At 68.4% G+C, this 20,694-nt stretch carries 17 protein-coding genes; 6 read left to right on the plus strand and 11 right to left on the minus strand.

Features of this window, described 5'->3' with window-relative positions; genetic code table 11:
- Window positions 1-3: 3 nt before the first annotated feature.
- Window positions 4-624, plus strand: a complete 621-nt coding sequence (locus LZC94_42105; protein ID WXB14407.1) for a hypothetical protein — start codon at window positions 4-6, stop codon at window positions 622-624.
- A 37-nt stretch (window positions 625-661) separates the two neighbouring features.
- Here the strand turns inward: LZC94_42105 and LZC94_42110 are convergent, their stop codons facing one another.
- Entirely contained in the window at window positions 662-1,054 is a 393-nt protein-coding gene (locus tag LZC94_42110; protein WXB14408.1) for a rhodanese-like domain-containing protein, read from the minus strand.
- Between the two features lie 167 nt (window positions 1,055-1,221).
- On the opposite strand from LZC94_42110, the gene LZC94_42115 reads away from it, so the two are divergent.
- Together LZC94_42115 and LZC94_42120 are read left to right on the plus strand one after the other, a co-directional pair.
- Entirely contained in the window at window positions 1,222-1,719 is a 498-nt protein-coding gene (locus tag LZC94_42115) for a hypothetical protein (protein WXB14409.1), read from the plus strand.
- A 131-nt stretch (window positions 1,720-1,850) separates the two neighbouring features.
- Window positions 1,851-2,483, plus strand: coding sequence for a hypothetical protein (locus LZC94_42120; protein WXB14410.1), 633 nt, complete (start codon window positions 1,851-1,853; stop codon window positions 2,481-2,483).
- 32 nt (window positions 2,484-2,515) lie between these two features.
- Here the strand turns inward: LZC94_42120 and LZC94_42125 are convergent, their stop codons facing one another.
- From LZC94_42125 to LZC94_42150, 6 genes are all read right to left on the minus strand, one after another.
- Complete coding sequence (locus LZC94_42125) at window positions 2,516-3,589, minus strand: polysaccharide deacetylase family protein (GenBank protein ID WXB14411.1); 1,074 nt, start codon at window positions 3,587-3,589, stop codon at window positions 2,516-2,518.
- A gap of 535 nt (window positions 3,590-4,124) precedes the next feature.
- Window positions 4,125-5,267: a hypothetical protein gene (locus LZC94_42130; protein WXB14412.1), complete on the minus strand. Its 1,143-nt coding sequence runs from the start codon at window positions 5,265-5,267 to the stop codon at window positions 4,125-4,127.
- A 97-nt stretch (window positions 5,268-5,364) separates the two neighbouring features.
- Entirely contained in the window at window positions 5,365-6,552 is a 1,188-nt protein-coding gene (locus LZC94_42135; GenBank protein WXB14413.1) for a PEGA domain-containing protein, read from the minus strand.
- Between the two features lie 59 nt (window positions 6,553-6,611).
- The gene (locus tag LZC94_42140) at window positions 6,612-7,922 is read right to left on the minus strand and encodes a metallophosphoesterase (protein WXB14414.1); all 1,311 of its coding nucleotides are present in this window, start codon (window positions 7,920-7,922) and stop codon (window positions 6,612-6,614) included.
- A gap of 101 nt (window positions 7,923-8,023) precedes the next feature.
- Window positions 8,024-8,905 carry a peptide chain release factor N(5)-glutamine methyltransferase gene (gene prmC, locus LZC94_42145; protein ID WXB14415.1) on the minus strand — a complete coding sequence of 294 codons (882 nt, stop codon included), beginning with the start codon at window positions 8,903-8,905 and terminating at the stop codon, window positions 8,024-8,026.
- Window positions 8,902-10,311, minus strand: a complete 1,410-nt coding sequence (locus tag LZC94_42150; GenBank protein ID WXB14416.1) for a phosphomannomutase/phosphoglucomutase — start codon at window positions 10,309-10,311, stop codon at window positions 8,902-8,904. The genes prmC and LZC94_42150 overlap by 4 nt, the downstream gene beginning before the upstream one ends.
- Before the next feature lie 43 nt (window positions 10,312-10,354).
- Between LZC94_42150 and LZC94_42155 the strand changes: the two genes are divergently transcribed.
- Window positions 10,355-10,996 (plus strand): hypothetical protein, encoded by a 642-nt coding sequence (locus LZC94_42155; GenBank protein WXB14417.1) that lies wholly within the window; start codon window positions 10,355-10,357, stop codon window positions 10,994-10,996.
- A gap of 52 nt (window positions 10,997-11,048) precedes the next feature.
- On the opposite strand, the gene LZC94_42160 is transcribed toward LZC94_42155, so the two are convergent.
- From LZC94_42160 to LZC94_42170, 3 genes are read right to left on the minus strand one after another with little or no spacing between them, the layout of a single operon-like run.
- Complete coding sequence (locus LZC94_42160) at window positions 11,049-13,334, minus strand: UvrD-helicase domain-containing protein (protein WXB14418.1); 2,286 nt, start codon at window positions 13,332-13,334, stop codon at window positions 11,049-11,051.
- Window positions 13,335-13,369: 35 nt separating this feature from the next.
- Window positions 13,370-15,337: a glycosyltransferase family 39 protein gene (locus LZC94_42165; protein WXB14419.1), complete on the minus strand. Its 1,968-nt coding sequence runs from the start codon at window positions 15,335-15,337 to the stop codon at window positions 13,370-13,372.
- On the minus strand, window positions 15,334-16,272 hold the full coding sequence (locus LZC94_42170; protein WXB14420.1) for a hypothetical protein: 939 nt from the start codon (window positions 16,270-16,272) through the stop codon (window positions 15,334-15,336). Before LZC94_42170 ends, LZC94_42165 begins: the two co-directional genes overlap by 4 nt.
- Before the next feature lie 70 nt (window positions 16,273-16,342).
- On the opposite strand from LZC94_42170, the gene LZC94_42175 reads away from it, so the two are divergent.
- Window positions 16,343-17,872 (plus strand): hypothetical protein, encoded by a 1,530-nt coding sequence (locus tag LZC94_42175; protein WXB14421.1) that lies wholly within the window; start codon window positions 16,343-16,345, stop codon window positions 17,870-17,872.
- Here the strand turns inward: LZC94_42175 and LZC94_42180 are convergent.
- Window positions 17,869-19,095: an NAD(P)/FAD-dependent oxidoreductase gene (locus tag LZC94_42180; protein WXB14422.1), complete on the minus strand. Its 1,227-nt coding sequence runs from the start codon at window positions 19,093-19,095 to the stop codon at window positions 17,869-17,871. The genes LZC94_42175 and LZC94_42180 overlap by 4 nt on opposite strands.
- A 215-nt stretch (window positions 19,096-19,310) precedes the next feature.
- On the opposite strand from LZC94_42180, the gene LZC94_42185 reads away from it, so the two are divergent.
- A complete protein-coding gene (locus LZC94_42185; GenBank protein ID WXB20318.1) occupies window positions 19,311-20,684 on the plus strand; it encodes a HAMP domain-containing histidine kinase in 1,374 nt (457 codons plus the stop codon).
- Window positions 20,685-20,694: the final 10 nt, after the last annotated feature.

Below are 20,694 nucleotides of genomic sequence, written 5' to 3' on the forward strand. Positions count from 1 at the left end.
AACGTGCGCGCATTACATGGGAGAAGAGTCGCGCTCGGCGTTGCTTTGGTGGTCCTCGGCGTTCTGGCCTTTGCCCTGCTCTATCGGCCGTTCCCGTCGGACCGAACGCCGGAGGGCGCGTACATGCGCGTGGCCCACTCGGTGAGCGAGGATCGAATCGCTGCGATTTTTCCGTATCTCGAGACCGACGCCCAGTGGGCGAGCTACACCATCCGCGACATGCGTGCCAGCGCCTATGCGCGCATCCGCACGAGCTACCCCGAGCCCGAGCGCAGCCGCATGCTCTCCGCCTACGAGCAGGAGGCCAAGGCCCCCGACGGCGCCGATGTCTTCGCGCTCCTCGCCCGACGACGCGGGTGGATTGCCCGGCTGCGAAAAGATCTCTCCGGCGTCGTTCGCATCGAGGTCGATGGCGAGCGCGCCAGCGTGATCACCGCCCGCGGCACACGCTACCCCTTCCACCGCCGTGAGAACGGCATCTGGGGGCTCACCATCTTCACGGCGGATCTCATCGCCGAGAGCGAGCGCGCCTCGCGCGATCTGGCGGTCGTCGCCTCCGCCGCAGACGACTATGGACGCGCCAACGCCGCCGCCGATGCGGGTGCGGACACGACGCGCAATTAACGAGGTGCGCCGCGAAGCGCCGCGAAGCGGTACGCGGTTATCCCTGCTCGGTCGGCAGCCCGGCCCGCACCCACCCGGGCTCGGTCAATTGCCCGAACGGATCGCGCACGCCGTCCCACCCGGCGCGCTGGTCGATAACGTCCGTAAAGCCGGCGGCGAGCAGCGCGTGGGCGGCGCGCAGGGAGCGTCCGCCGGAGCGGCATCCCAGAACGAGCTTTGCGTCCTTGGGAAAGCGGGCTTCCACCGTAGAGACGAACGCGGGGTTCGGGGTCATCGATCCGCCTTGCATCACCGCAAAGGGCACGTTGATGGAGCCGGCAGGGCGTCCCTCGGCAAACTCCTCCTGGGTGCGAACGTCCAGGTAGGTGTAACCGCGTGCGAGGTAATCGGACGCTTCCTGGGGTGAAATGCGCTTGGGAGAGTCGGGCATGTACCCGTTTTCCATAGGTTTTTCCGAAAAGCAAGACGGAGCCAGCAAACTCAAGCGCAAAGAGTTATCCTGATGGGATGAATCTGCGGCGCGCGCTAGGGGATCAACGCGGCGCAACTCTGGTGGAGGCTGTGCTTCTTGGGGTTGTGGTCCTTGTCATTGCGGTCATGGGCTTCAAGCTCCTGGGAAAGAACACGGCACATCAGGGCGAGGAAGCGAACCAAGCCTTCACCGGCCCCACCCGAGTACCGGACGATCGGAAGCCGAGCGTGGCGAGCAAGAGCAGCATCGCATCGAAGGCGACCGTCGGCGGTAACGTGACCGTCGGCGGGGGCCGTCCGCGGAGTGTGGCGAGCCGCATCACGGACACGTCGGCCGATGACCCGGAGTTTAGCTTCAAGAAGCTCGCGCGCTGGTTTGCCATCGTCTTGGTCGCGATGGGGGTCGGTGTCGGCTTCACCGTGTTCAAGAGGGCGCGCGCGGAGGTCGCGGCCGCCGGACCCGCGGCTTCCGTCGAGGGGGCCGGGCCCGGGCCCCTCGCGTCCCTCGCCACCGCCGATGCGGATCCCGACAAGACTTCGCCAAGGGGTGTCATTCCCACCGCCGTGCTCCCAGGCACCGGCGGACCCGTGAGCCGCCGCGCGCCCACCAAGTCCACGGGCTAAGGCACCTGCCTTTCCGCGAGCCGACCTCGAATCAACCCAGCTGCGAGGGGTGCGGCGCACCGCTTCCCTGGGAGAGCGTCGATCGCATCGTGGGTGTCTGCGGGACATGCGGGTGCTCGTTCGACTTCAGCATGCGCATGCAGGCGCCCGCGCCGAATCCGGCGCTCGCCCGGCCGCGTCCGCCCTTGCGGGTGCCGCTTGGCTTTGCGGTCGACGCATTGGAGCGCGAGGATCTGCTGCGCATCACGTTCGGGCGGGAGCTGCGGCGATGGAACTTTCTGGCCGGTGTGGCGCTGTCGGTCTTTACGGCGAGCTTGGTGGTGCTGATGCTCGTGCTCGGGAGCGCGCTCGCGTTCGTCGCGTTGTTTTTGCCCATCGTGCACGCGGGGCGGGCGGCGCGGCGGGCGTTTTCGTCCACCACCGGGGTTGCTTCGGTCACCGCTTCGCGCGAGGCCATCACCGTGCATTACGGTCCCCGCAGCTCGCGCGAGCCGCTGGTCCTCGGTGCGCGCGACGTGATCCAGCTCTATGTCGCGTTGAACCGCGAGCTGCAGATGCCGCCGGCGGTGTCTACGCGAAAAATGCAGACTCGGTTCCCGCGGTGGAACGAGACCTATGCGCTCTGCGCGCTTTTGACCGATGGCCGGCGCGTGCTCTTGGTCCCCCGGTTGCCCAATCGTGACCAGGCGCGGTTTCTCGAGCATGCCATCGAGATGCACTTGGGGATGGTTGACATTCCCGTGGATGGTGAGCTGCCGATGTAGCCGGCGTGGCTCCGGCGCGGCTTCGACTGGCGCTACTCCGAGCGGCGCGAGCGCGGAATGAGCGGACGCGCGGCGGCGCCTCGGCGCATGGCCTCGGTGCGGGTGCGGATGTACTCCTGCTTGCGCGCCTCCTCGAGCGCGGCGCGATTGGGGTACGGCTGCGGGCGTTGGGCGGTGGCGCGAAGGTAAGCGGCGAGATCGACGATGCGGTAGCCGACCGCTTCGGGGTGCGAGGGATCGTATTTTCGGGCGTCGAGCCACGTCAGGATGCGGGGCAGCGCGGCGACGGTGGAGGGGCGCACGTCGTGGAGCAAGACGATACCGCCGCCGTTTCGCTCGATTTGGCCCTCGATGCTGGCCGCGAGCTGCACCGGATCGTCGGCGAGCATGTCTTGCGCTTCGACGCTCCAGAGCACCAGCTCCCAGTGGCGCGATGCGATGGCGTCCTGCGTAAACGGGTCGAGGCGCCCGTACGGCGGTCGGAAGAACACGGGCTGGCTGCCCGTCACCCGCTGGATCGAGGCGGCCCCCTGGTCCATCTGCTCCAGCGCGCGGGTGTGCGTCACCGCGGTGAGCAGCTGGTGATCGTGCGTATGATTGCCCACCACGTGCCCGGCGCGCACGATCTGCCGAACCACGTCGCGCGCCGATTCCATGCGTGGCTCGTCGCGGTCGAGGTAGCGGCCGATCAGAAAGAACGTGGCCTTTACGCCGTGCTGCTCCAAGGAGCGCAAAATGGTCGGCGTGGTCGCGGTCGATGGGCCATCGTCGAACGTAAAGGTCACGAGCCGCTCGCCGCTCGCCGGATCGGGGTCGGGTCCCTCCGCCAGCAGCCATGCGCGATTCAGCCCCGCGTCGCGATTGAGCCGCGGCCATGGCAGAAGATCCGGAAGGGCCTCGATCAAAGGCGAGAGCGGCTGCAGCACGGGGGCCGGCGGCGCCTCCGTCGGTGCAATTTCGCCCTGATGCATGGTCGCCTTCTCGGCGCGGTCGAGCACCTCATGCGCAGCTTGTTCGATTTTTCCGGAATGATCGCGATAGTACGCACGCAACGCATCGACATCCGGACGGCCCATGCCGAGCCATGTACCGGCGGCGAGGGCCATTATCGGGAGCCAAAATTGGGAGCTCGTCACCTTGGGGGCGATCGTATGGACCCCATCGCGGGCCGGCAAAGTTTTGGCATGTTGCGAGCTTGGGACACCGGCGCGGCGCTCAGCGCCAGGCGCGGCCGGCGTGAGCACGGCAATGGCGGGCGGTCAGCGCCAGGCGCGGCCGGCGTGAGCACGGCGACGGTGCGCCAGGCGCGGCCGGCTTGGGCACGGCGACGGCGGGCGGTCAGCGCCAGGCGCGGCCGGCGTGAGCACGGCGACGGTGCGCCAGGCGCGGCCGGCGTGAGCACGGCGACGGTGCGCCAGGCGCGGCCGGCTTGGGCACGGCGATGGCGGGCGGTCAGCGCCAGGCGCGGCCGGCGTGAGCACGGCGACGGTGCGCCAGGTGCGGCCGGCGTGAGCACGGCGACGGTGCGCCAGGCGCGGCCGGCTTGGGCACGGCGACGGACCCGCCCTCAGCGCCAGGCGCGGCCGGCTTGGGCACGGCGACGGCGGGCGTCCTGGACACAGAGTGGTCACAGGCCGGCGGTCACAAGCCCGGTAAGCCCGGAACGCGGGCGCGGCGGCCCCACCCCGCGGTGCGCGTGCCATCCCCAGCCCAGGGTGCGGCAAACGCATCGCGCATGACGAGCTCGGCGACCTTACCGCGCGGCGAGAAACCCCACTCCGCCTCTTGGGAGACGTCGTCCGGATCGGCGTAGACGCGCCAGACGAAGAACCCGGCGAAGTCCGGCTCGTCGAGCAACGGGGCAAGCAGGGCGTGGTAGGCGAGCGCCTGCGCGTCCTCGTCGACCTTGACGTGCGCCATTTGGTCGGGCCACTCCCACGGGCGAACGGCGGGATCGGGCCGGGTGGTGTAGCCGATTTCGGTGAAGAGCACCGGCTTGTGCCATGTCTCGGCCAGGGCGTGCACTTTGTCGCGCACGCGCCGCGCGCCCGCGAGGAGCGCCTCGTAGCCATCGCCATCGTGCTCGGCCAGCGGGTAGAACGCGTTGATGCCGATGACGTCGAGATCGCCCAGGATGACCGTGCGATCCACGTCGTCCCAGTTGCCCGAGTACGTGATGGTGCCGTGGTAGATGTGCCGTAGGTCGCGCAGCAGCGCGCCGAAGCTGGGCGCGCGCGCGGTGGTCACCCACGACCGGAGCTCGACGCCGGCCGAGAACATCTCCGCGCCCGTCTCCTCTGCGACCTTGGCCCAAGTGCGCGCGAAGTCGCCGTAGCTTTTGGCCCACGCGGCCCACCCCTCGTCGGTCTGCGGATCGATTTTGGCGCGCCACTCGCCCGATTCCACCCAGATGTGCGGTACGAGCATCACCTTGAGATCGCGCTCGTGGGCCATCTCGATCGCGCGGCGAACGGCGGCGCGGTTTTCGTCGAAGGGGACCTCGAACGTCCGATCGATGCCGCGGCCTTGCAGATCGGCGGTGCGCCCGAACGGCGTGATGGCCACCCACTCGGCGCCTGCGCGTTTGCACTCGGCCAGGGTGCGGCCGTACGCTTCGGAGCCGTAGCCGACGCCGGGGTGGTAGCCGTTTTCGATGGGGCCGATGGTGATGCCGCGTGCGCCGCGCCAGCCGGTGTCGTGCCAGCCGCGCGCCGTGGGGAGCGGCTGGGAGATGGGTGCTCTCCCCCACCCCACCCCTCCGCCGGGGGGCGACGGGGCTACCACGGGAGCCACGAGAAGCGCGGCGGCAGCGATCCGCGCGCGGGTCCTGCGTGCGCTCGTTTTCACGCCGGGTGCTCCCGGTGCGCGGGTTCTTTGAAGGTCATTTTGCATCGAACGCGAAACCCATGCTGCTTCCCAGCCGCCACCATAGCCCGCTTGCGTCGACGGTGGATGGCGGGATCTCGCGCGCGCCGCGGAAGGCGGGGTGCGCTTGAAATGTCAGCGGGGAAACGATCAACCGCAGCGCCGGGGTGAGCGCGATCGAGGCTTCGAGGCCCGCGTGCCCCAGAACCGCCAAGCCGCGCGAGCTGGGACACCCCGCCGCCGAAGCCTCGGCGTTCGACTCACCACCGAAGAGGCCGGCCGCGCCCACGCCGACGTCGGCCCCGATTCGAATGCGCGGAGAGGCGCGCACGGCAAAACCGGCGGTGACGAGGCCGCCCGCCTCGACGGAGGATGCGCCATTCGCCATTTGACAGAGGGGCGCGGGCGACGTTCCGCCATAGCTCAGCGCCGTTGCGCGGAGGCCCGCGGTGAGCAGCACGCGCGACTCGGGGTTGAAGACATAGCGCAGCGCGAGGTGCCCCGCGGGGCGCGCGGAGCCTTGAAGGGAGCCAAGACGGGGGACGAACAGCCCCCCTTCCGCGGAGATGAGAAAACGGCGCGCCGGTCCGGAGGTGGCCATGGTGCCACCTTCGGGCGATCCGCCGGCGTCGATCGATGCGCTCGTGGGCACGAGCTTGACGCTCACCAAAATGGCGCGGCCGAAACGGGCCTCCACCTTGGACTCGTGCGGGTGGTAGCCGGCGCGCTCGATGCGAATGCGGTGCGCGCCGGGCGACACGTCGATTTCGAGCGGGGTGGGCGAGGCCGCGGGCCGGCCATCGACGAACACGGTGGCGCCGATGGGATCGGTGTCGAACGACGTTGGCGAGGGACGGCGATGCAGCTCCTGCAGCTCGCGAAGGGCCTCGGCGCGCTCGGAGGGCCGCAGATCGGGCTGCTCCAAGTAGAGCGCGAGCGCGCTCGCCGCGTCCTCCGGCTCGTCGAGGCGCTGGTAGCAGCGCACCACGTTCCAGATTTCGCTGGACGGACCGCCGAGGCGGTAGGCCGCGTTGAAGAGGCGGATCGCGTCGCGGTAGCGCCCTTCGCGAAACGCGCGAACGCCTTGTTGATCGAGGCCGCGCGCGCGAACGACGTCTTGCCCGTCGGGGGCTTGAGCCGAGGCCGTCGCGTGGGAGCCGACGAGCGCCGCGAGCACGGAGAGCGCGAGGACCAAACTTCGCATCGAACCGTTCGTTTGTTCTTAAACGACCCCGCCGAAGAAGTCCTCATTCTCGCAGCGGATTACGCGGACACGAGGACGATCTTCGTGACCTCGGGCGGCGCTCCGATGCGCGTGGGTGGACCGGCGACACCGAACCCGCGGTTGACCCATAGCGTGGAGCCCGCCTCCACGTAGCGACCCGCGAGGTAGCGCATGAAGAGCGAAGCCGGACGGAAACCGGGGTTGATTTGGCCGCCGTGCGTGTGTCCCGAAAGCTGAAGTGCGACCTGCCCTTGCGACTCGACGAAGAACTCGGGTTGATGCGCCAGCAAGATGCGCGGGCGATCGGGCGGCACCATGGCCATCGCGCGCGCGAGCGAAGGCGGCTCTTCGCGTGCACCGGGGGCGAAGATGTCGGCCACGCCCAGGAGCGCAAAGCCGCCGCCGTCGCGACCGCGCAGCACCAGGCCCTCGTTCACCAAGGCGCGCACACCCGCCGCGCGCAGGCCCGCGAGGACATCCTGCGCGCCCGTATAGTAATCGTGGTTGCCGAGGATCGCTGCCACGCCGTCGCGCGCGCGGATGGATCCGAGGGCGCGGGCCATGGCCGGAATGTAGCGCTCGTCGTGATCGACGAGATCGCCGGTGGCGACCACCAGATCGGGCCGCGCCTCCGCCACCCGCTCGAGCCCTTCGCCGAGCTCGCGATCGCCGACGAAGAGCCCCACGTGAATGTCGGAGATCTGCACGATCGTATAGCCATCGAGCGCGCGCGGCAGCCCGGGGATGCGAACGGGCACCTCCTCGATGACGAACGCGTGCCGCCCGCGAACCATGCCCCACCCCAGCGCCGTGCCGCTCGCAGCAAGAGCAGCGGCGCCGCCGACACCTTCGATGATCTGGCGGCGCGTCAGCTGCGCGGGCACCTCGTGGGCCGGGGTGTCGGTTCGCGCGACCATGGCCGGAGCGGCGCTCGGAGCAGCATCGGCCGCAGGCTCCTCGCGCCCGGGCGAAGCCGCTTCGTGCGCCTCTTCGTCTCGGCGGCGGAACCAGCCGGCCGCGCCAAAGCCAACGTGAACGCCGAGGCGCACGAGCCCCAGCGGGATCATGCTCAGGGCGACGATGGATGCTTCGACGGTGCCCAGGCTCCCCACGCGCTGGCTCTTCTCACCGTGCCACTTTCCGTGAACGATGCGCGCGGCCATGGGGATCAGCACCAGGCTCGCGACCAGCGCCCACACCCATCGCCGGCGCGCCGCCAACCATGGCGATATTTGCATGGCCCACACCGCGAGCACGTAATGGGTGCACACGGTGATCGCGAGCACCATCAAGGGAAGAACCACGGCGCGAAGCATGCTGGAGTGCAGAACGGTTACGTTAGCACGCACATTCCTTCTGTCCCGGCGGCTCCGCTTTCAAACTTCGACGCTCCGGCCCGCCGGCTGTCTTTCGAACTTCGACACGCCGGGTCCTGCCGGCCCTGAGCCTCCTACGGGGACGCGACGCAGACGCCGGACACGACCCGCTCGATGCCGCCGTAATCGCGCGCAATCTTCACGTCGGTGTAACCTCGCGCTTCGAAGAGATCGCGCACCGCTGGAGCCTCGCCTGCGCCGACCTCGACGGCCAGCACGCCGCCTTGGGCGAGCGAGCGCGGCGCGTCGTCCACGATGCGGCGGAGCAGGTCCAGGCCGTCTTCGCCGCCGTCGAGCGCCAGGTGCGGCTCGAAGCTTCGAATGTCCGGCGCCAAGGTCGCGATTTCGGCCGTCGGGATGTACGGCGGGTTGGCCGTTACCAGATCGAAGGTGCGGGCGGCGGGAGGGAGCGTGCGAAGGGCCGCGAAGAGATCGCCAGGCGCCCAGCCGACGTTGTAGGCGCCGAGGCGGAGGGCGTTGTTGCGCGCCACGGCCAGCGCGTCGTCGCTGATGTCGCTGGCGATCACGCGGGCGGTGGGGCGCTCGCGGCCCACGGTGATGGCCACGCAACCGCTGCCGGTGCAGAGATCGAGCGCGCGCAGGCTCATCGAGAGATGGCGCGTGCGCTCGAGCCCCACTTGAACGAGCACCTCGGTGTCCGGGCGCGGGATGAGCACCCGCGCGTCGACCCGAAAGGGGCGGCCGTAGAACTCGCGCTCCCCGCGCAAAAAGGCGATGGGTTCATGGCGCCGCCGCCGCTTCACCAGATCGCGAAAGCGCGCGAGCTCATCGGCCTCCAGCGGGCGGCGCCCGTCGACGATGAGCCGCACGCGATCCGTGTTCAGCGCAAACGCGAGCAGGAGCTCGGCATCGAGCCGCGGCGACTCGATGCCCCTCGTGCGAAAGTCGTCGGTCGCCCAGCGGACGACCGCTTCGATGGTCCAGGTCTCTTTCACGCGGTCGTCGTCTGACGGGCGGAGAGCACCGTCGCCTCGACCTCGGCTCGAATGCGATCGCGCTCCTCGGCGGTGGTGGCCTCGAACCGCAGGACCAGCACGGGACCGGTGTTGGAGGCGCGCACGAGCCCCCAGGCGGGCTCCCCCGGCTTTCCGAATTGAATGCGCGCGCCGTCGATGTCGATGACCTCGCGGCCGCTCTTTTTGTAGTGCTCGGTCACCGCGCGCACCACGTCGAACTTGATGGCGTCGGGGCAATCGACGCGAAGCTCGGGGGTGGAGAAGGTGGTCGGCACGTCGGAGAGCATTTCGCCGAGCGAGCGCCCGTCGTTGGCCAGGATCTCCAAAAGGCGGAGCGAGGCATAGATGGCGTCGTCGTAGCCGAAGTAGCGGTCGGCGAAGAAGAGGTGGCCGCTCATTTCGCCGGCCAGGAGCGCGCCGCTCTCCTTCATCTTCGACTTGATGATCGAGTGGCCCGTCTTCCACATGATGGGCTTGCCGCCTTGCGCCGCGATGTCGTCGTACAAGGTCTGCGAGCACTTGACCTCGCCCAGGATGGCGGCGCCGGGGTTCTCCTTCAGGAGCGCGCGCGAGAAGAGGATCATCAACTTGTCGCCCCACACCACCTCGCCGTTGGCGTCGACGGCGCCCAAGCGATCGGCGTCTCCGTCGTAGGCGATGCCGACCCGCGCGCCCGTCGTGCGCACCCGGTCGATGAGGTCCTGCACGTTCGCGAGCACGGTCGGATCGGGGTGGTGGTTCGGGAAGCGGCCGTCCATCTCGCAGTAGAGCGGATCGGGCTTCAGGCCGAGGGCGTGCATGACCGCCAGGGCCGTGGGGCCGCCCGCGCCATTTCCGGCGTCGACGACGAACGGGAGGTTCACGTTGGCGGGCAGCTTGATGCGCGCCTTCACCGCCTCGATGTAAGCCGGCAGCACGTCCACGATCTCGAGTGCGCCGGGGCGGTCGGCGACGACGTTCTCGTTCTCCTGCGCCTCGATGAGCTGGAACAGGCTCACGATGTCGGGGCCGTAGAAGCTCGCCTTCCCCTTCATGATCTTGAAGCCGTTGTCCTCGCCCGGGTTGTGGCTCCCGGTGATCTGGATGCCGCCGTCCGTGTGAAGGTGGTGCACGGCAAAGTAGAGGAGCGGGGTCGGTACGATGCCGATGTCCACCACGTCGATGCCCACCTGGGTCAGCCCGGCGATCAGGGCGTCGTGCAGTCGCGGGCTCGACAGCCGACAGTCGCGGCCGAGGGCCAGGCGCGTGCGGCTGCCATCGGCGTTGGCCAGCATGGTCCCGAGGCCGCGCCCCAGCGCCGTCGCCAACGAATCGGACAAATCCCGGTCGGCGACGCCTCGAATGTCGTACTCGCGAAAAATATGGCGCAAGGGAGCAAAACTCATGGCCGTCCTTATACGCCAGGCCCGGCCTGGAGGCACCGGTGCTATGAAGTTGGCCCCGACGGTACTATGGTCGCGCGCCGTGGACGCCCCGCCGCCCCCGCCGACCGACCCGCCCGCGTACATTTACGCCCCGACCGACATTGCTCCGCGCTCCGATCGCGAGCGAAAGCTCTGCGAGCGGGCGAGCACGGTGGACTGGCTCTATCTGTCGGCCTTGGTGTTGGCCGACGTCGCCACCATCTACGTGGACGGCCAGGTCTTCAAGTACCAGAACGAGTCGCAGCTGCGAACCATCGGCCCCGCGCTGGTGGGCCTCACGTGGGGCGCGACCCTCGGCGCGATCTACCCCGCCCTTCCAAAGTGCGATCCGACCTGGATCAGTTATGCGCCCCCCGAGGGCGAGGTCCGCTCGAGTTTGCCGTACGCCCTGTCGATGGCGCTCCTCGCCGGCGCGACCGCGCCCGTGATCATGGGCATCGAGACGGGGCCGCTCAAGGACAATTGGACCACCACCGAGCGCGTGACCCGCGTCCTCGTCTCCGGGGCCACAGGCTTCATCGGAGCGCTCTTGCCGTATTGGACCGTCATCTCGCCCCGCACCTGGCGCGCGGGGCAAGAGCTGGCCAAAATCCGCGCGTGGGGCGACTCCAATGGCGCGTTTCTCGGCTACGGCTTTCAGTTTTAGCTCGCCCCTCGCGGGCGTCGCCCCCTCCGGGTCGAGCCTCTCCCAATCGCCTTTAAGCGGGCCGTAGGAACCGCGTGAGGATCTTTTTCTCGCCCCAGCCCGGAAAGAACGCGACCACCGCGGGCTCCGCGGCATGCACCACGCTGCGAACCTCGCCCTCGCCGAACTGCTGGTGACGCACCCGCGACCCACGGCGCAGCGGCGCGCTTTCGCCGCCGTGATCGTCTTGGAAGAACTCGCGATCGACATAGCGCTGCCCCGGCGTTTGGCTCGGCGCGGGCCTCGCGGGGGCCGGCGGCGCAGACGGCGCTCCCCAGCCGCCGCGCGATGCAGCGGCCCACGGCGCGGGGGCCAGCGGGCGCTCCGGGCGGTCGATGAAGCGCTGCGGGACCGACTTGGCGCCGCGGGTTTGCTTGTGAACGATGGCCTCGCGCGGAAGATCGCGCAAAAAGCGGCTTGGGGCGCCCCAGCGCGTCTTGCCGAAGATCTGGCGCGCCTGGGTGTGGGTGAGCACCAAATGGCGCCGCGCGCGCGTCAGGGCGACATAGGCGAGGCGGCGCTCTTCCTCGAGCTCCTCGTCGCCGCGCTCGTCCATGCTCTTGTAGGGGAACATGTCCTCCTCCATCCCCGTGAGGAAGACGTACTCGAACTCGAGGCCCTTGGCGCCGTGCACCGTCATCAAGGTCACGCGCGGCTCGTCGCGAAGGCCGTCGATGTCGCTCTGGAGCGAGACGCTCTCGAGGAACCCATCGAGCGACGCCTTTTCGCCCGCCGCCGCGGCGCTCGCCTCGTACTCGCGAATGGACCCACCGAGCTCCGCGAGGTTCTCGAGGCGCGCATCCGACTCCGCCGTGTTGTCGGCCCGCAGCGCTTCGCGGTAGCCGGTTTGCTCGATCATCTCCAAGAACACGTCGCTGGGCGATGCGATCTCCACCCGCGCGCGCAGCCGCTCGAGCAAGTGGCGCAGCGCGGCCAGCCGCTTCTGCGCGGCCGCGGCGATGTCGCGCGCCTCGTCGATGACCTCGAGCGCCTCGTGGATCGACTGGTTGCGCGAGCCGGCGAAGCTCACCAGCCGATCGACGGTGGTGGTGCCGATGCCGCGCGCCGGGGTGTTGATGATGCGCAGGAGATCGACGTCGCTGCGCGGGTTGGCCAAGAGGCGCAAGTACGCGAGCGCATCTTTCACCTCGGCGCGCTCGTAGAACTTGGTGCCGCCCACGATCTGGTACGGCAAGTTGGCGATGCGCAGCGCTTCTTCCAGAACGCGGGACTGCGCATGAACGCGGTAGAAGACGGCGATTTCGCGCAAGCTGGCCCCCGCCTTGCGCGCGTCGAGGACGCGGCCGGTGACGAAGGCGGCTTCGTCGCGCTCGTCGGCGGCGGCCATCACCTCGATGGGCGGGCCGTTGTCGTTCTGGGTCCAGAGCTCCTTGGGCTCACGGTGCGGCGAGGGCGCGATGACCCCCAAGGCCGCGCGCACGATGTTCCCCGTGGAGCGGTAGTTCTGCTCGAGCTTCACGACCGTGGCGCCGGGGAAGTCGCGGCGGAAGTAGCGGATGTTGCGCACGTCCGCGCCGCGCCAGCGGTAGATGGATTGATCGTCGTCGCCGACCACGCAAATGTTGTTGTGGTCGCGGACGAGGGCGCGCACCAAGCGGTACTGCATGGCGTTCGTGTCTTGGAACTCGTCGACGAGCACGTGCGAGAAGCGCCGCCGGATCGCGTCGCCCTCCCCTTCGCGCTCGAGCAGCCGCACCATATGGCCGATGAGATCCTCGAAGTCGACCGCGTTCGCCTCGCGCATGTGCGCCTCGTAGCGGCGGAAGACCTTGATGACCGCGTCGTCGACGTACGACTCGGGGCTCATCTCGTCGGGGCCCCGCCCCTCCTGCTTCTCCTTGTGGATCTGGTACAGAACGCTGCGCGGCGGATAGCGCCGCTCGTCGAGATCGAGCTCGCGCAGCACCCGGGTGACCACCGCCTTTTGGTCCTGCGTGTCGTAAATGAGAAAGTTGCGGGTAAGACCGATGGCCTCGCCATGGCGGCGCAGCAAGCGCGCGCACGTCGCGTGAAAGGTGCCGACCCATAGATCGCGCACCACGTCTTCGCCCGCGAGCCCCGTGAGGCGATGCTTCATCTCGCCCGCGGCCTTGTTGGTGAACGTGACGGCCAAAATGCGGTAGGGCGCGATGCGCTCGCGCGCGATGAGGTTCGCCACGCGGTAGGTGATGACCCGCGTTTTTCCGCTTCCCGCACCTGCAAATACGAGCAGCGGCCCGTTCACATGGGCGACGGCCTCGGCTTGCGGCGTGTTGAGTTCGACATCGACGGAGGACACGGGGTGCATCCTAGCCGATCTGGCCGGCGCCGCGCTCACTTGCGCCGGTAGACGCTGACGATGGGCACACCATCGTGCGTGAGCACGTAAATCGGCGCGCTGGTGCCATACGCCACCCAGATCGAGTAGTCGACCTCGTTCATATGAAGCTCGTGCTGGACGAGCGAGAACATCGCCTCGCCCGGGCCCCACGTTGCGCGCAAATCCCCGCGGACCCGGCCTTCGTCGAGCATGCGCGCCCACGCGTCGCCGGTGGTGTCGTGAATGAACACGCTGGCGCCGCGCGGCGCATGGTCGCGCAGGTACGGCGCGACGCTCTGCGTGGTAAAGCCCCAGAATTGCCGGTTGAGCCCGAGATCCGCGCCGCCTGCCGTTCCGCCCACCAGCGGCACATAGGCCGAGAGGCCGAACGGATGCGAATGCGCCGTGATGGCAAGCGGCGCCAGCAGGCAAGCCACGGCGAGCGCCCATCGCGCCACGGTGCGGCGCACGTCGGACCACGCGGTGAGCCGCGCATCGAGCGCGCGCGCCACGAGCTCGAAGCCGCGCCCCGCGAACAGCGCCAAGAACGGGTACGCGGGCAACCAATGCTTGGTGCCACCGAAGATGGGCGTCTTCGGAAGAAAGAACACGGCCAAGGGCGCCGCAAAGGCGAGGAACAGCAAAAGATCCGGCTCGGCGCTCGGACGGCGCGGCGTCTCGCCCGCCGTGAACGCACCCCGCACCCGCTTGGCCAGCGCCCAAAGCCGATCCCCCGCGCCCAATAGAAAGCACAGGAGCGTGATGCTCGGCACGGTGGCGAGGATCATCACCGGCGCATAGCTGCGCGGCGACGGAGGGCCGAACACGTTCTTACCGAGGTATTCGATATTGTAATATTCGTGATTCAAATGAAAATTGAGGTACTCTTGGATCCGATTTGCCGTATCGGTCCACATCCACGGCCATAGCGCGTAGAAGACGAACGGCCCGACGGTGGCCATCGCCACGAGCTCCATCGGGAACCGAAAGCGCCCCGGGCGCGGGCCCGCCGACAAGAAGCGGCCGTAGGTCACGAGGGCGTGGGGCACGAAAACGGCGGGGAGAATCCAGGCGTTGTGCTTGGTCTCCAGGGTGAGGCCGTAGACGATGCCGGCGGCGAGCGCCCAGCCGAGGGTGCCTTCCTGCACGGAGCGGAAGTACACGTACACGGAGAGGAGCCACATCGCCATGATCGGGATATCGAAGCAGGCGAGGTGCGAGTGAAAGAAGATATGCGGCATCAGCGCAAGGAACGCCGCCGCGATCACGCCTGCCAGGCGTGAGAAGACCCGCGCGCCAAAGAGATACGTGACCCAGAGCGACATGCCGCCCATGGCCATGCCGGGCAGGCGGTACGCGGTGCTGGCGTCGGCGACGAGCTTCCACTTTTCGTGGAGCACGAGCCATGAGATGCCGAAGAGGCTCTTCATCAACGACGGGTGCTCGTGGTTGTACGACCACGCGCCATCGATGGCGCCCTGCTCGAGGGCTTGCTTCGGGTGCTCGACGAGCTGCTGGAACCAATACGCGTAGCTGGAGCCCGCGCGGAAATAGAAGCTCTCGTCCCGCGGAAAGCCGAGCGAGCGCGCCGTCACCACCAGCCACGCGACATACGCCACGAAGAGGGCCGCGCCGATCCCATGGTCGCGCCAGCCGATCGCAGCCGGCCACTGCAACAAGGTCCGCCGCGCGGCTTTCTCCGACACGACTTGCGCACGCTGCGACGGTTCGCCTGCGGGCTGCGCCGATTCGCGCTCCGCCTGCGCCGATTCGCGCTCCGCCTGCGCCGTTTCGCCCGCCTGCGCCGTTTCGCCCGCCTGCGCCGTTTCGCCCGCCTGCGCCGAGTCGTCCGACAACGGCGAACGTTGCGCCATTTCGCCCTGCGCCTGCGCCGATTCGGCACGCGCCATTTCGCCCTGCGCCGATGGCGCCGACGACTGCGGCTCGGGAGACGCCGGAGGGGTATCGATCGGATCGCTCATCGCGTAATCGCCTCGAAGCAGTACATGCGGCGGTTCGCGTTCGCGCTGGTGATCTCCACCGTCAAATCCGCCGTTTTCCCAGCAAACTCCGCCGTGGACAAATCGAAGCTTTTCCAGCCATCGCCATCGGCATGGTTCGCGTACCCCAAGAGGCTATCGCCCACCGAAAAAACCAAGCGAACCGAGGGCCCGTGCCGATCGCGCTCCGCCTCGACATAGAGCCCATGGTGACCGTGCAGCGTCTCGCCAAACGAAACGCCGTGAAAGACGAGCCGAAGCGCCTGCCCGCCCCCGGCCGGCGGCGCATAGATGCAGCGGCGCGGGCGGTAGTCGAGATCGGCCACCACGCTCACCCCGGCGAAGGTGCCCGGACACGCGAACTTGTCGCCGGGGACCGAGGGCCCAAAGCCCAAGTTGCCCGACTGCGGTGAGCCATGCACCCAGGTGCACGGGTGCACCCCGGCGTTGTCCAAGCTGCGCACGAAAGCCTCGCTCGCGGGCGGGTGAACGAGGTTCACCAGATCGGTCAACGTGGGCCGGTAGCTGGGGTTCTCCAGAGTCGCCAGGGTGATCCCGTCGACCTTCTTCTCCGCCACGCGCCTCCAACCCGCGAGCTCGGGCTCGTGCTCCCCCCGGATCGAGACCTCGATGGCCCGCGGAAAGCGTGAAACGTCCGCCCAAGCTTCGCGCTCCAAGGTCGCGAGCTCGTCGCCGAAGACCATGCGCCCGATGGGGTCCGTCCAGCGCGGGGCGAAGACGAGCAGATCGCCGGGCTGCACGAGGGCTCGGGTCTCCTCGCGCGCGCGGGCCCAGCTATCGTCCCCGATGGCGCCGCCCACTTGGACGACGTGCGCGCCGAGCTCGAAGAGCGCGATCGCTGGAACCGCCAAGAAGGCCCACGTCTTCGTCCACCCGCGCCAGCTCCAAGCCAACAAGATGGGCGGGAGCTTACACCGTTCCGTTCCGCTCCCCCGTACGAAAACCGTGTAACGTGGGCGCGCCGACATGCGGCGCACCCTCTCCTTCCGCGGCTTTCAGAGCATCACGAACATCCCCCAGGCGACATGGCTGTGGCTTCTGGTCGCCGTGGTCGCCAGCGCCCCCGCGTGGATCGTTCGCTATCCGCCCATTCAGGATCTGCCCTTTCACCTGGCGGCCATCCGGGTCATCCACGATTTTCACGACCCCGCGTACGGCTTCGATCAGGACTTCGTCCTCGCCCTCGGCCGCACCCAGTACGTCTTTTATTACCTGTTGGCGGGCGCGCTCGCGTACGTGCTCGGCGTCGTCAAGGCGAACATTGCGCTGCTCTGCATCTACCTGGGCGGCACCCCGCTGGCGATCCGCGCGCTGCTCCGGGCGCTGGGCAAAGACGAACGCCTCGCGCTGTTCGCCGTGCCGCTCTTGACCAACGTGATGTTCATCTTCGGGCTTTTGCCGTTCTTGCTCGGCATCCCCATCCTCTTTTTCGGTCTCGCCGTGGCGGTGCGCTACTTCGAGCACCCCACGCCGCCGCGCGGCATCGCGCTGGGCGTGCTGGCGCTGGCGCTCTTCCATTCGCACGTCTTCCCCTTTGCGCTATTTGGCATCGGCTTCGCGGTGATGTTCCCCTGGGATCAACCGAGGCGATGGCTCATCGCAGGCGCCCCGGTGGTCCCCGCCCTGCTCGCGGTCGCGCGCTGGACGTTCCTCACGGACGCCGGGCGCCTCACGGCCGGCGTGCTGCAACCGACGCAAGCCGACAATGTCGCGCCGCTCAGTGCGGCCATCCCGGGCGCGTACCAGTGGCTCACCGATGTGTGGCACGACACCAGCGACGAGCTCTTGCTCATCCTCCTCGTCGCCGCGGCCATTCTGGTCACCGGCCTCGCCCAAGGCGATCGCGATCGCGCCAAGCCAGTGGCGCGCGCGTACACGCTCTTGCCCCTGGCGTGCATCCTCTTTTACTTCATCCTGGGCGAGAGGCACGGCTACATCTGGCTCATTTCCCAGCGTTTTCCCATTCTATGCCTCTTCGCGGCCATTCCCCTCCTGCGGATGCCGCAAGGCCTGCGCGGATGGTTCGGGACCGCGCTCGCGGCGGGCCTGGCGCTCGGCGCGACCATCAACACGTGCAAGCACTTCATCGCCTTTCAGCTGGAGGAGGTGGGCGACATCGATGGTGCCATCGCCGCCATGGAGCCGCGAAAGCACGTGGCCGCGCTCATTTACGACCGCGGCTCGCGGGTGACCAACTGGGTCCCCTTTCTCCACTTCGGCTCGTACTACCAAGTCGAGAAAGGCGGCGTCGTGCAATTCACCTACGCCGGGTACTTCCATTGGCCGTTCGACTTCCAACCGGGTCACTATCCGCCCCCGGGCGGCCCCGCCCGCGAGCGCTGGGAGTGGACCCCCGAGCAGGTCTCCGTGCAGGGCGAGCTCTATCCTTATTACGATTACGTGCTCACCCGCGGCTCCGGCTTCCATCCGCCGCCCGGCACCTTTCACGTGAAGTGGCGCGGCGATCGCTGGGCCGTGTGGGAGCGCGATCGTTAGTCGCGATCGCCGGCCGGGATCGCCGGCCGGGAGCGCTCGCCGAGTCGCATCGCCATATAGTGCGCGCCCGCGCCCATCACCGACACGGCCATGTCGGCCGCCGACTGCCGATGGCCGGCGAAATGCCGGATGCCCGTGCGCAGCGGTGAGCCGCCGCTGCCCACGAGGAACCGCTCGGAGACGGCGCGAAGCTCGCCGAAAAAGTGCGGCAGCATGCGGGTGCGCTTGCGCAAATCCCACCCCAGACGCGAGCGCCGGACCACGTCGCTCCAGCTCGGGAGCACGGCCCGCCCGGCCAGAACGTCGGCCAAAAAGGGGCCCGCCAGCGCGCCGTACTCGATGGCTTGCGCGATGCCCTCGCCGGTCACCGGATCGATGCCCGCGGCCTCGCCCACCAGCATCAAGTGGTTGGTCGCGAGGGGTAAGTCGGGCTCGTAGCCTCGTTCGGCAAATCGTTTTTGCTTGTAGCGCGAAAGATCGAGGCCCATGTGCGCCAATCGCTCGCGAAGGCGATGCTCCAGATCGACCGGTTCGTTGTTCAAGAGAATGCGATAGATGCCGCGGCAATGGAGCGCTCGGCCGTCCACCAAGGTGGGAAAATCCCAGAAGTAACCGGAGAACGAGTGGTCCGTCAGATCGAAGTGGAGCATGCTCCGCGCGCGATCGTCGGGCACGGGCTCCGTGTCCACTTCGAGCACTTGCGCGCGCAAACGGCCGGCCCCATGGCCCATGGCTTTGCGCACCGTGCTCCCCACGCCGTCGGCGCCGACGACCACTCGGGCCCGGTATTCCCCGCGCGAGGTGGTCACGCGAGCCCGCGCACGCGAGATGTCACCCGAGCCCGCGGGCTCGACGTCGATGGCCTCGACCCTCGCTCCTTCTGCCACCGTTACCCCGCGGGAGGCCGCGATGTTGGCGAGCGCATGATCGAACTCCGCGCGCCGAACCACACGGCCAATCGAGCCGACCGACTCTTTTCGTTCGCCTCCGAGCCCGCGAAATGAGATCCCTTCGAGGGGGACGGATGGAACCTTGGGGGAGGCGTCGAGCTCGGCAAGTATCTTTTCGCCGCGGCCACCAAGGGCGCCCGCGCAATATTTCTCACGTGGATACGTGGCTTTTTCGAGGAGCACGATCGTTCGGCCGGGGGCGGCCTTTGCGAGCGCGATCGCCGTCGTGCTACCCGCAGGACCACCGCCCACGATCGCGACATCGAATTCCACGGGGCGCATCATGCACACTTACATCAAGGATGACCGACATGCGCAAGGGCGGGCAGAATCTCTCGCGCTCGATGGTTTAAGGGCCCATGCAATCCTTCGCTCCGTGGAAGGATGCAGGGACCGCGCGTAGGCGTGGGTGGGTGGAGGGGCATTCCATGGCGCCGATGCAGAGGAGGGAGCGCGCAGATTTCGGGTGGACATCGCGCTACAGCGTGATGGTACTCGCCTCCTTCGCCATCGTGGTCGCCTGCTTCGGCGCATCGACGCTCTATTCGGATCTGCGTCTGCACGACGTGGCGATTCAATCGGGCGATGTCTCCCACAATTCGCTCCCGAGCATCGTTCATCTGGCCGAAATCCGCACCACCTTGCACGATCTCGACGAGGTGACCAACGACGCGATCAGCCCCGCGTACCGCGGCGCGGTGCCCATCGAGCGCACCCTCTCGACCTTGCGCGAAGCGCGCGCGGCCTACGAAGCGCTCCCCGGATCGAGCGAGGAGGAGCCCGCCATGTGGCGGCCCGTTCGCGACCAACTCGACGCCATCGAGCGGCGCGCGCAGAACCTCGCCAGCGAGATGCACCGCACCGATTCGAACTCCGAGGTGGTGCGGGCCGGCCGCATCGCGCTGCGCGAAGACGTGGCGCGTGTCGACGATGCGCTGCGCGATCTGGTCGCCTTCAACGCGCGGCAAGGCGCCAAGACCATGGAGCGCCTCGACGAGGACCGACGGCGCATTCGGCTGGTGGGCTTTACGCTCGACGCCGTCAGCCTCATCGTCTCGATCGCCCTGGCGGCGCTCGCGGCCCGGGCCGTCAAGCGTTATACCGGGCTGGTCGAGCGACGCGCGGACGAGCTCGAAACCTTCGCCAGCCGTGTAGCACACGATGTGCGCGGACCCCTCACGCCCGCCTTGGGCGCCATGGAAATTGCGCGCAAGAAGCTGTCGAACTCACACGAGCTCGCGCCCATCCTCGATCGCGGCGTGCGCAGCGTGCGCCTGGTGGAGAGCATCGTCGACGGGCTTTTGGCCTTTGCGCGGGCGGGCGCCCAGCCCGAGCCCGGCGCCTACGCGGATTTTCGCACCGCGGTCGAAGAGGCGATGAGCGAGTGTCAGCCGTACGCCGACTCACGGCGCGTGGAGCTGCGCGCGGAGTCCATGCCGGATGTGGCAGTGCGTTGCACACCGGGCCTCTTGGCCAGCGTTCTCTCGAACCTGGTGCGCAACGCCATCAAATACATCGGCGACGGAAATGGCGAGAGCGGCGGCTCCGGCACCGACTCCATCCGCCACATTCCCATCGACGAGGAGCGCGCGGTCACCGTGCGCGCGGTGGCGGAGGGAGACGTCCTGCGTTGCGAGGTGATCGACACGGGTCCGGGCATTCCGCCCGCCATGCAGCGCGCTATTTTTCTGCCTCATGTCCGGCTCGATCGGCGGGGGCACGGTCTTGGCCTCGGGCTTGCCACCGTGGACCGGGTGGTGCGTGCGCATGGCGGGCAAGTGGGCGTCACGGCGAATCCAAAGGGGGAGGGCTCGCTCTTTTGGTTCGAGCTGCCCCAAGCCACCACCGACGACGTCCGGTGACGATGGTCCG

It is taken from the genome of Sorangiineae bacterium MSr11954 (genome assembly GCA_037157815.1).
In the GTDB taxonomy this organism is placed as follows: Bacteria; Myxococcota_A; Polyangia; order Polyangiales; family Polyangiaceae; genus Pendulispora; species Pendulispora albinea.

What these genes read in the sequence shown, in the direction of transcription:
- LZC94_42110 (WXB14408.1), bottom strand. Translation starts at nt 1,054, where the DNA reads ATGCCCGACTCTCCCAAGCGCATTTCACCCCAGGAAGCGTCCGATTAC.
- LZC94_42115 (WXB14409.1), top strand. Translation starts at nt 1,222, where the DNA reads ATGGGCTTCAAGCTCCTGGGAAAGAACACGGCACATCAGGGCGAGGAA.
- LZC94_42120 (WXB14410.1), top strand. Translation starts at nt 1,851, where the DNA reads ATGCGCATGCAGGCGCCCGCGCCGAATCCGGCGCTCGCCCGGCCGCGT.
- LZC94_42125 (WXB14411.1), bottom strand. Translation starts at nt 3,589, where the DNA reads ATGGCCCTCGCCGCCGGTACATGGCTCGGCATGGGCCGTCCGGATGTC.
- LZC94_42135 (WXB14413.1), bottom strand. Translation starts at nt 6,552, where the DNA reads ATGCGAAGTTTGGTCCTCGCGCTCTCCGTGCTCGCGGCGCTCGTCGGC.
- LZC94_42150 (WXB14416.1), bottom strand. Translation starts at nt 10,311, where the DNA reads ATGAGTTTTGCTCCCTTGCGCCATATTTTTCGCGAGTACGACATTCGA.
- LZC94_42155 (WXB14417.1), top strand. Translation starts at nt 10,355, where the DNA reads ATGAAGTTGGCCCCGACGGTACTATGGTCGCGCGCCGTGGACGCCCCG.
- LZC94_42165 (WXB14419.1), bottom strand. Translation starts at nt 15,337, where the DNA reads ATGAGCGATCCGATCGATACCCCTCCGGCGTCTCCCGAGCCGCAGTCG.
- LZC94_42175 (WXB14421.1), top strand. Translation starts at nt 16,343, where the DNA reads ATGCGGCGCACCCTCTCCTTCCGCGGCTTTCAGAGCATCACGAACATC.
- LZC94_42185 (WXB20318.1), top strand. Translation starts at nt 19,311, where the DNA reads ATGGTACTCGCCTCCTTCGCCATCGTGGTCGCCTGCTTCGGCGCATCG.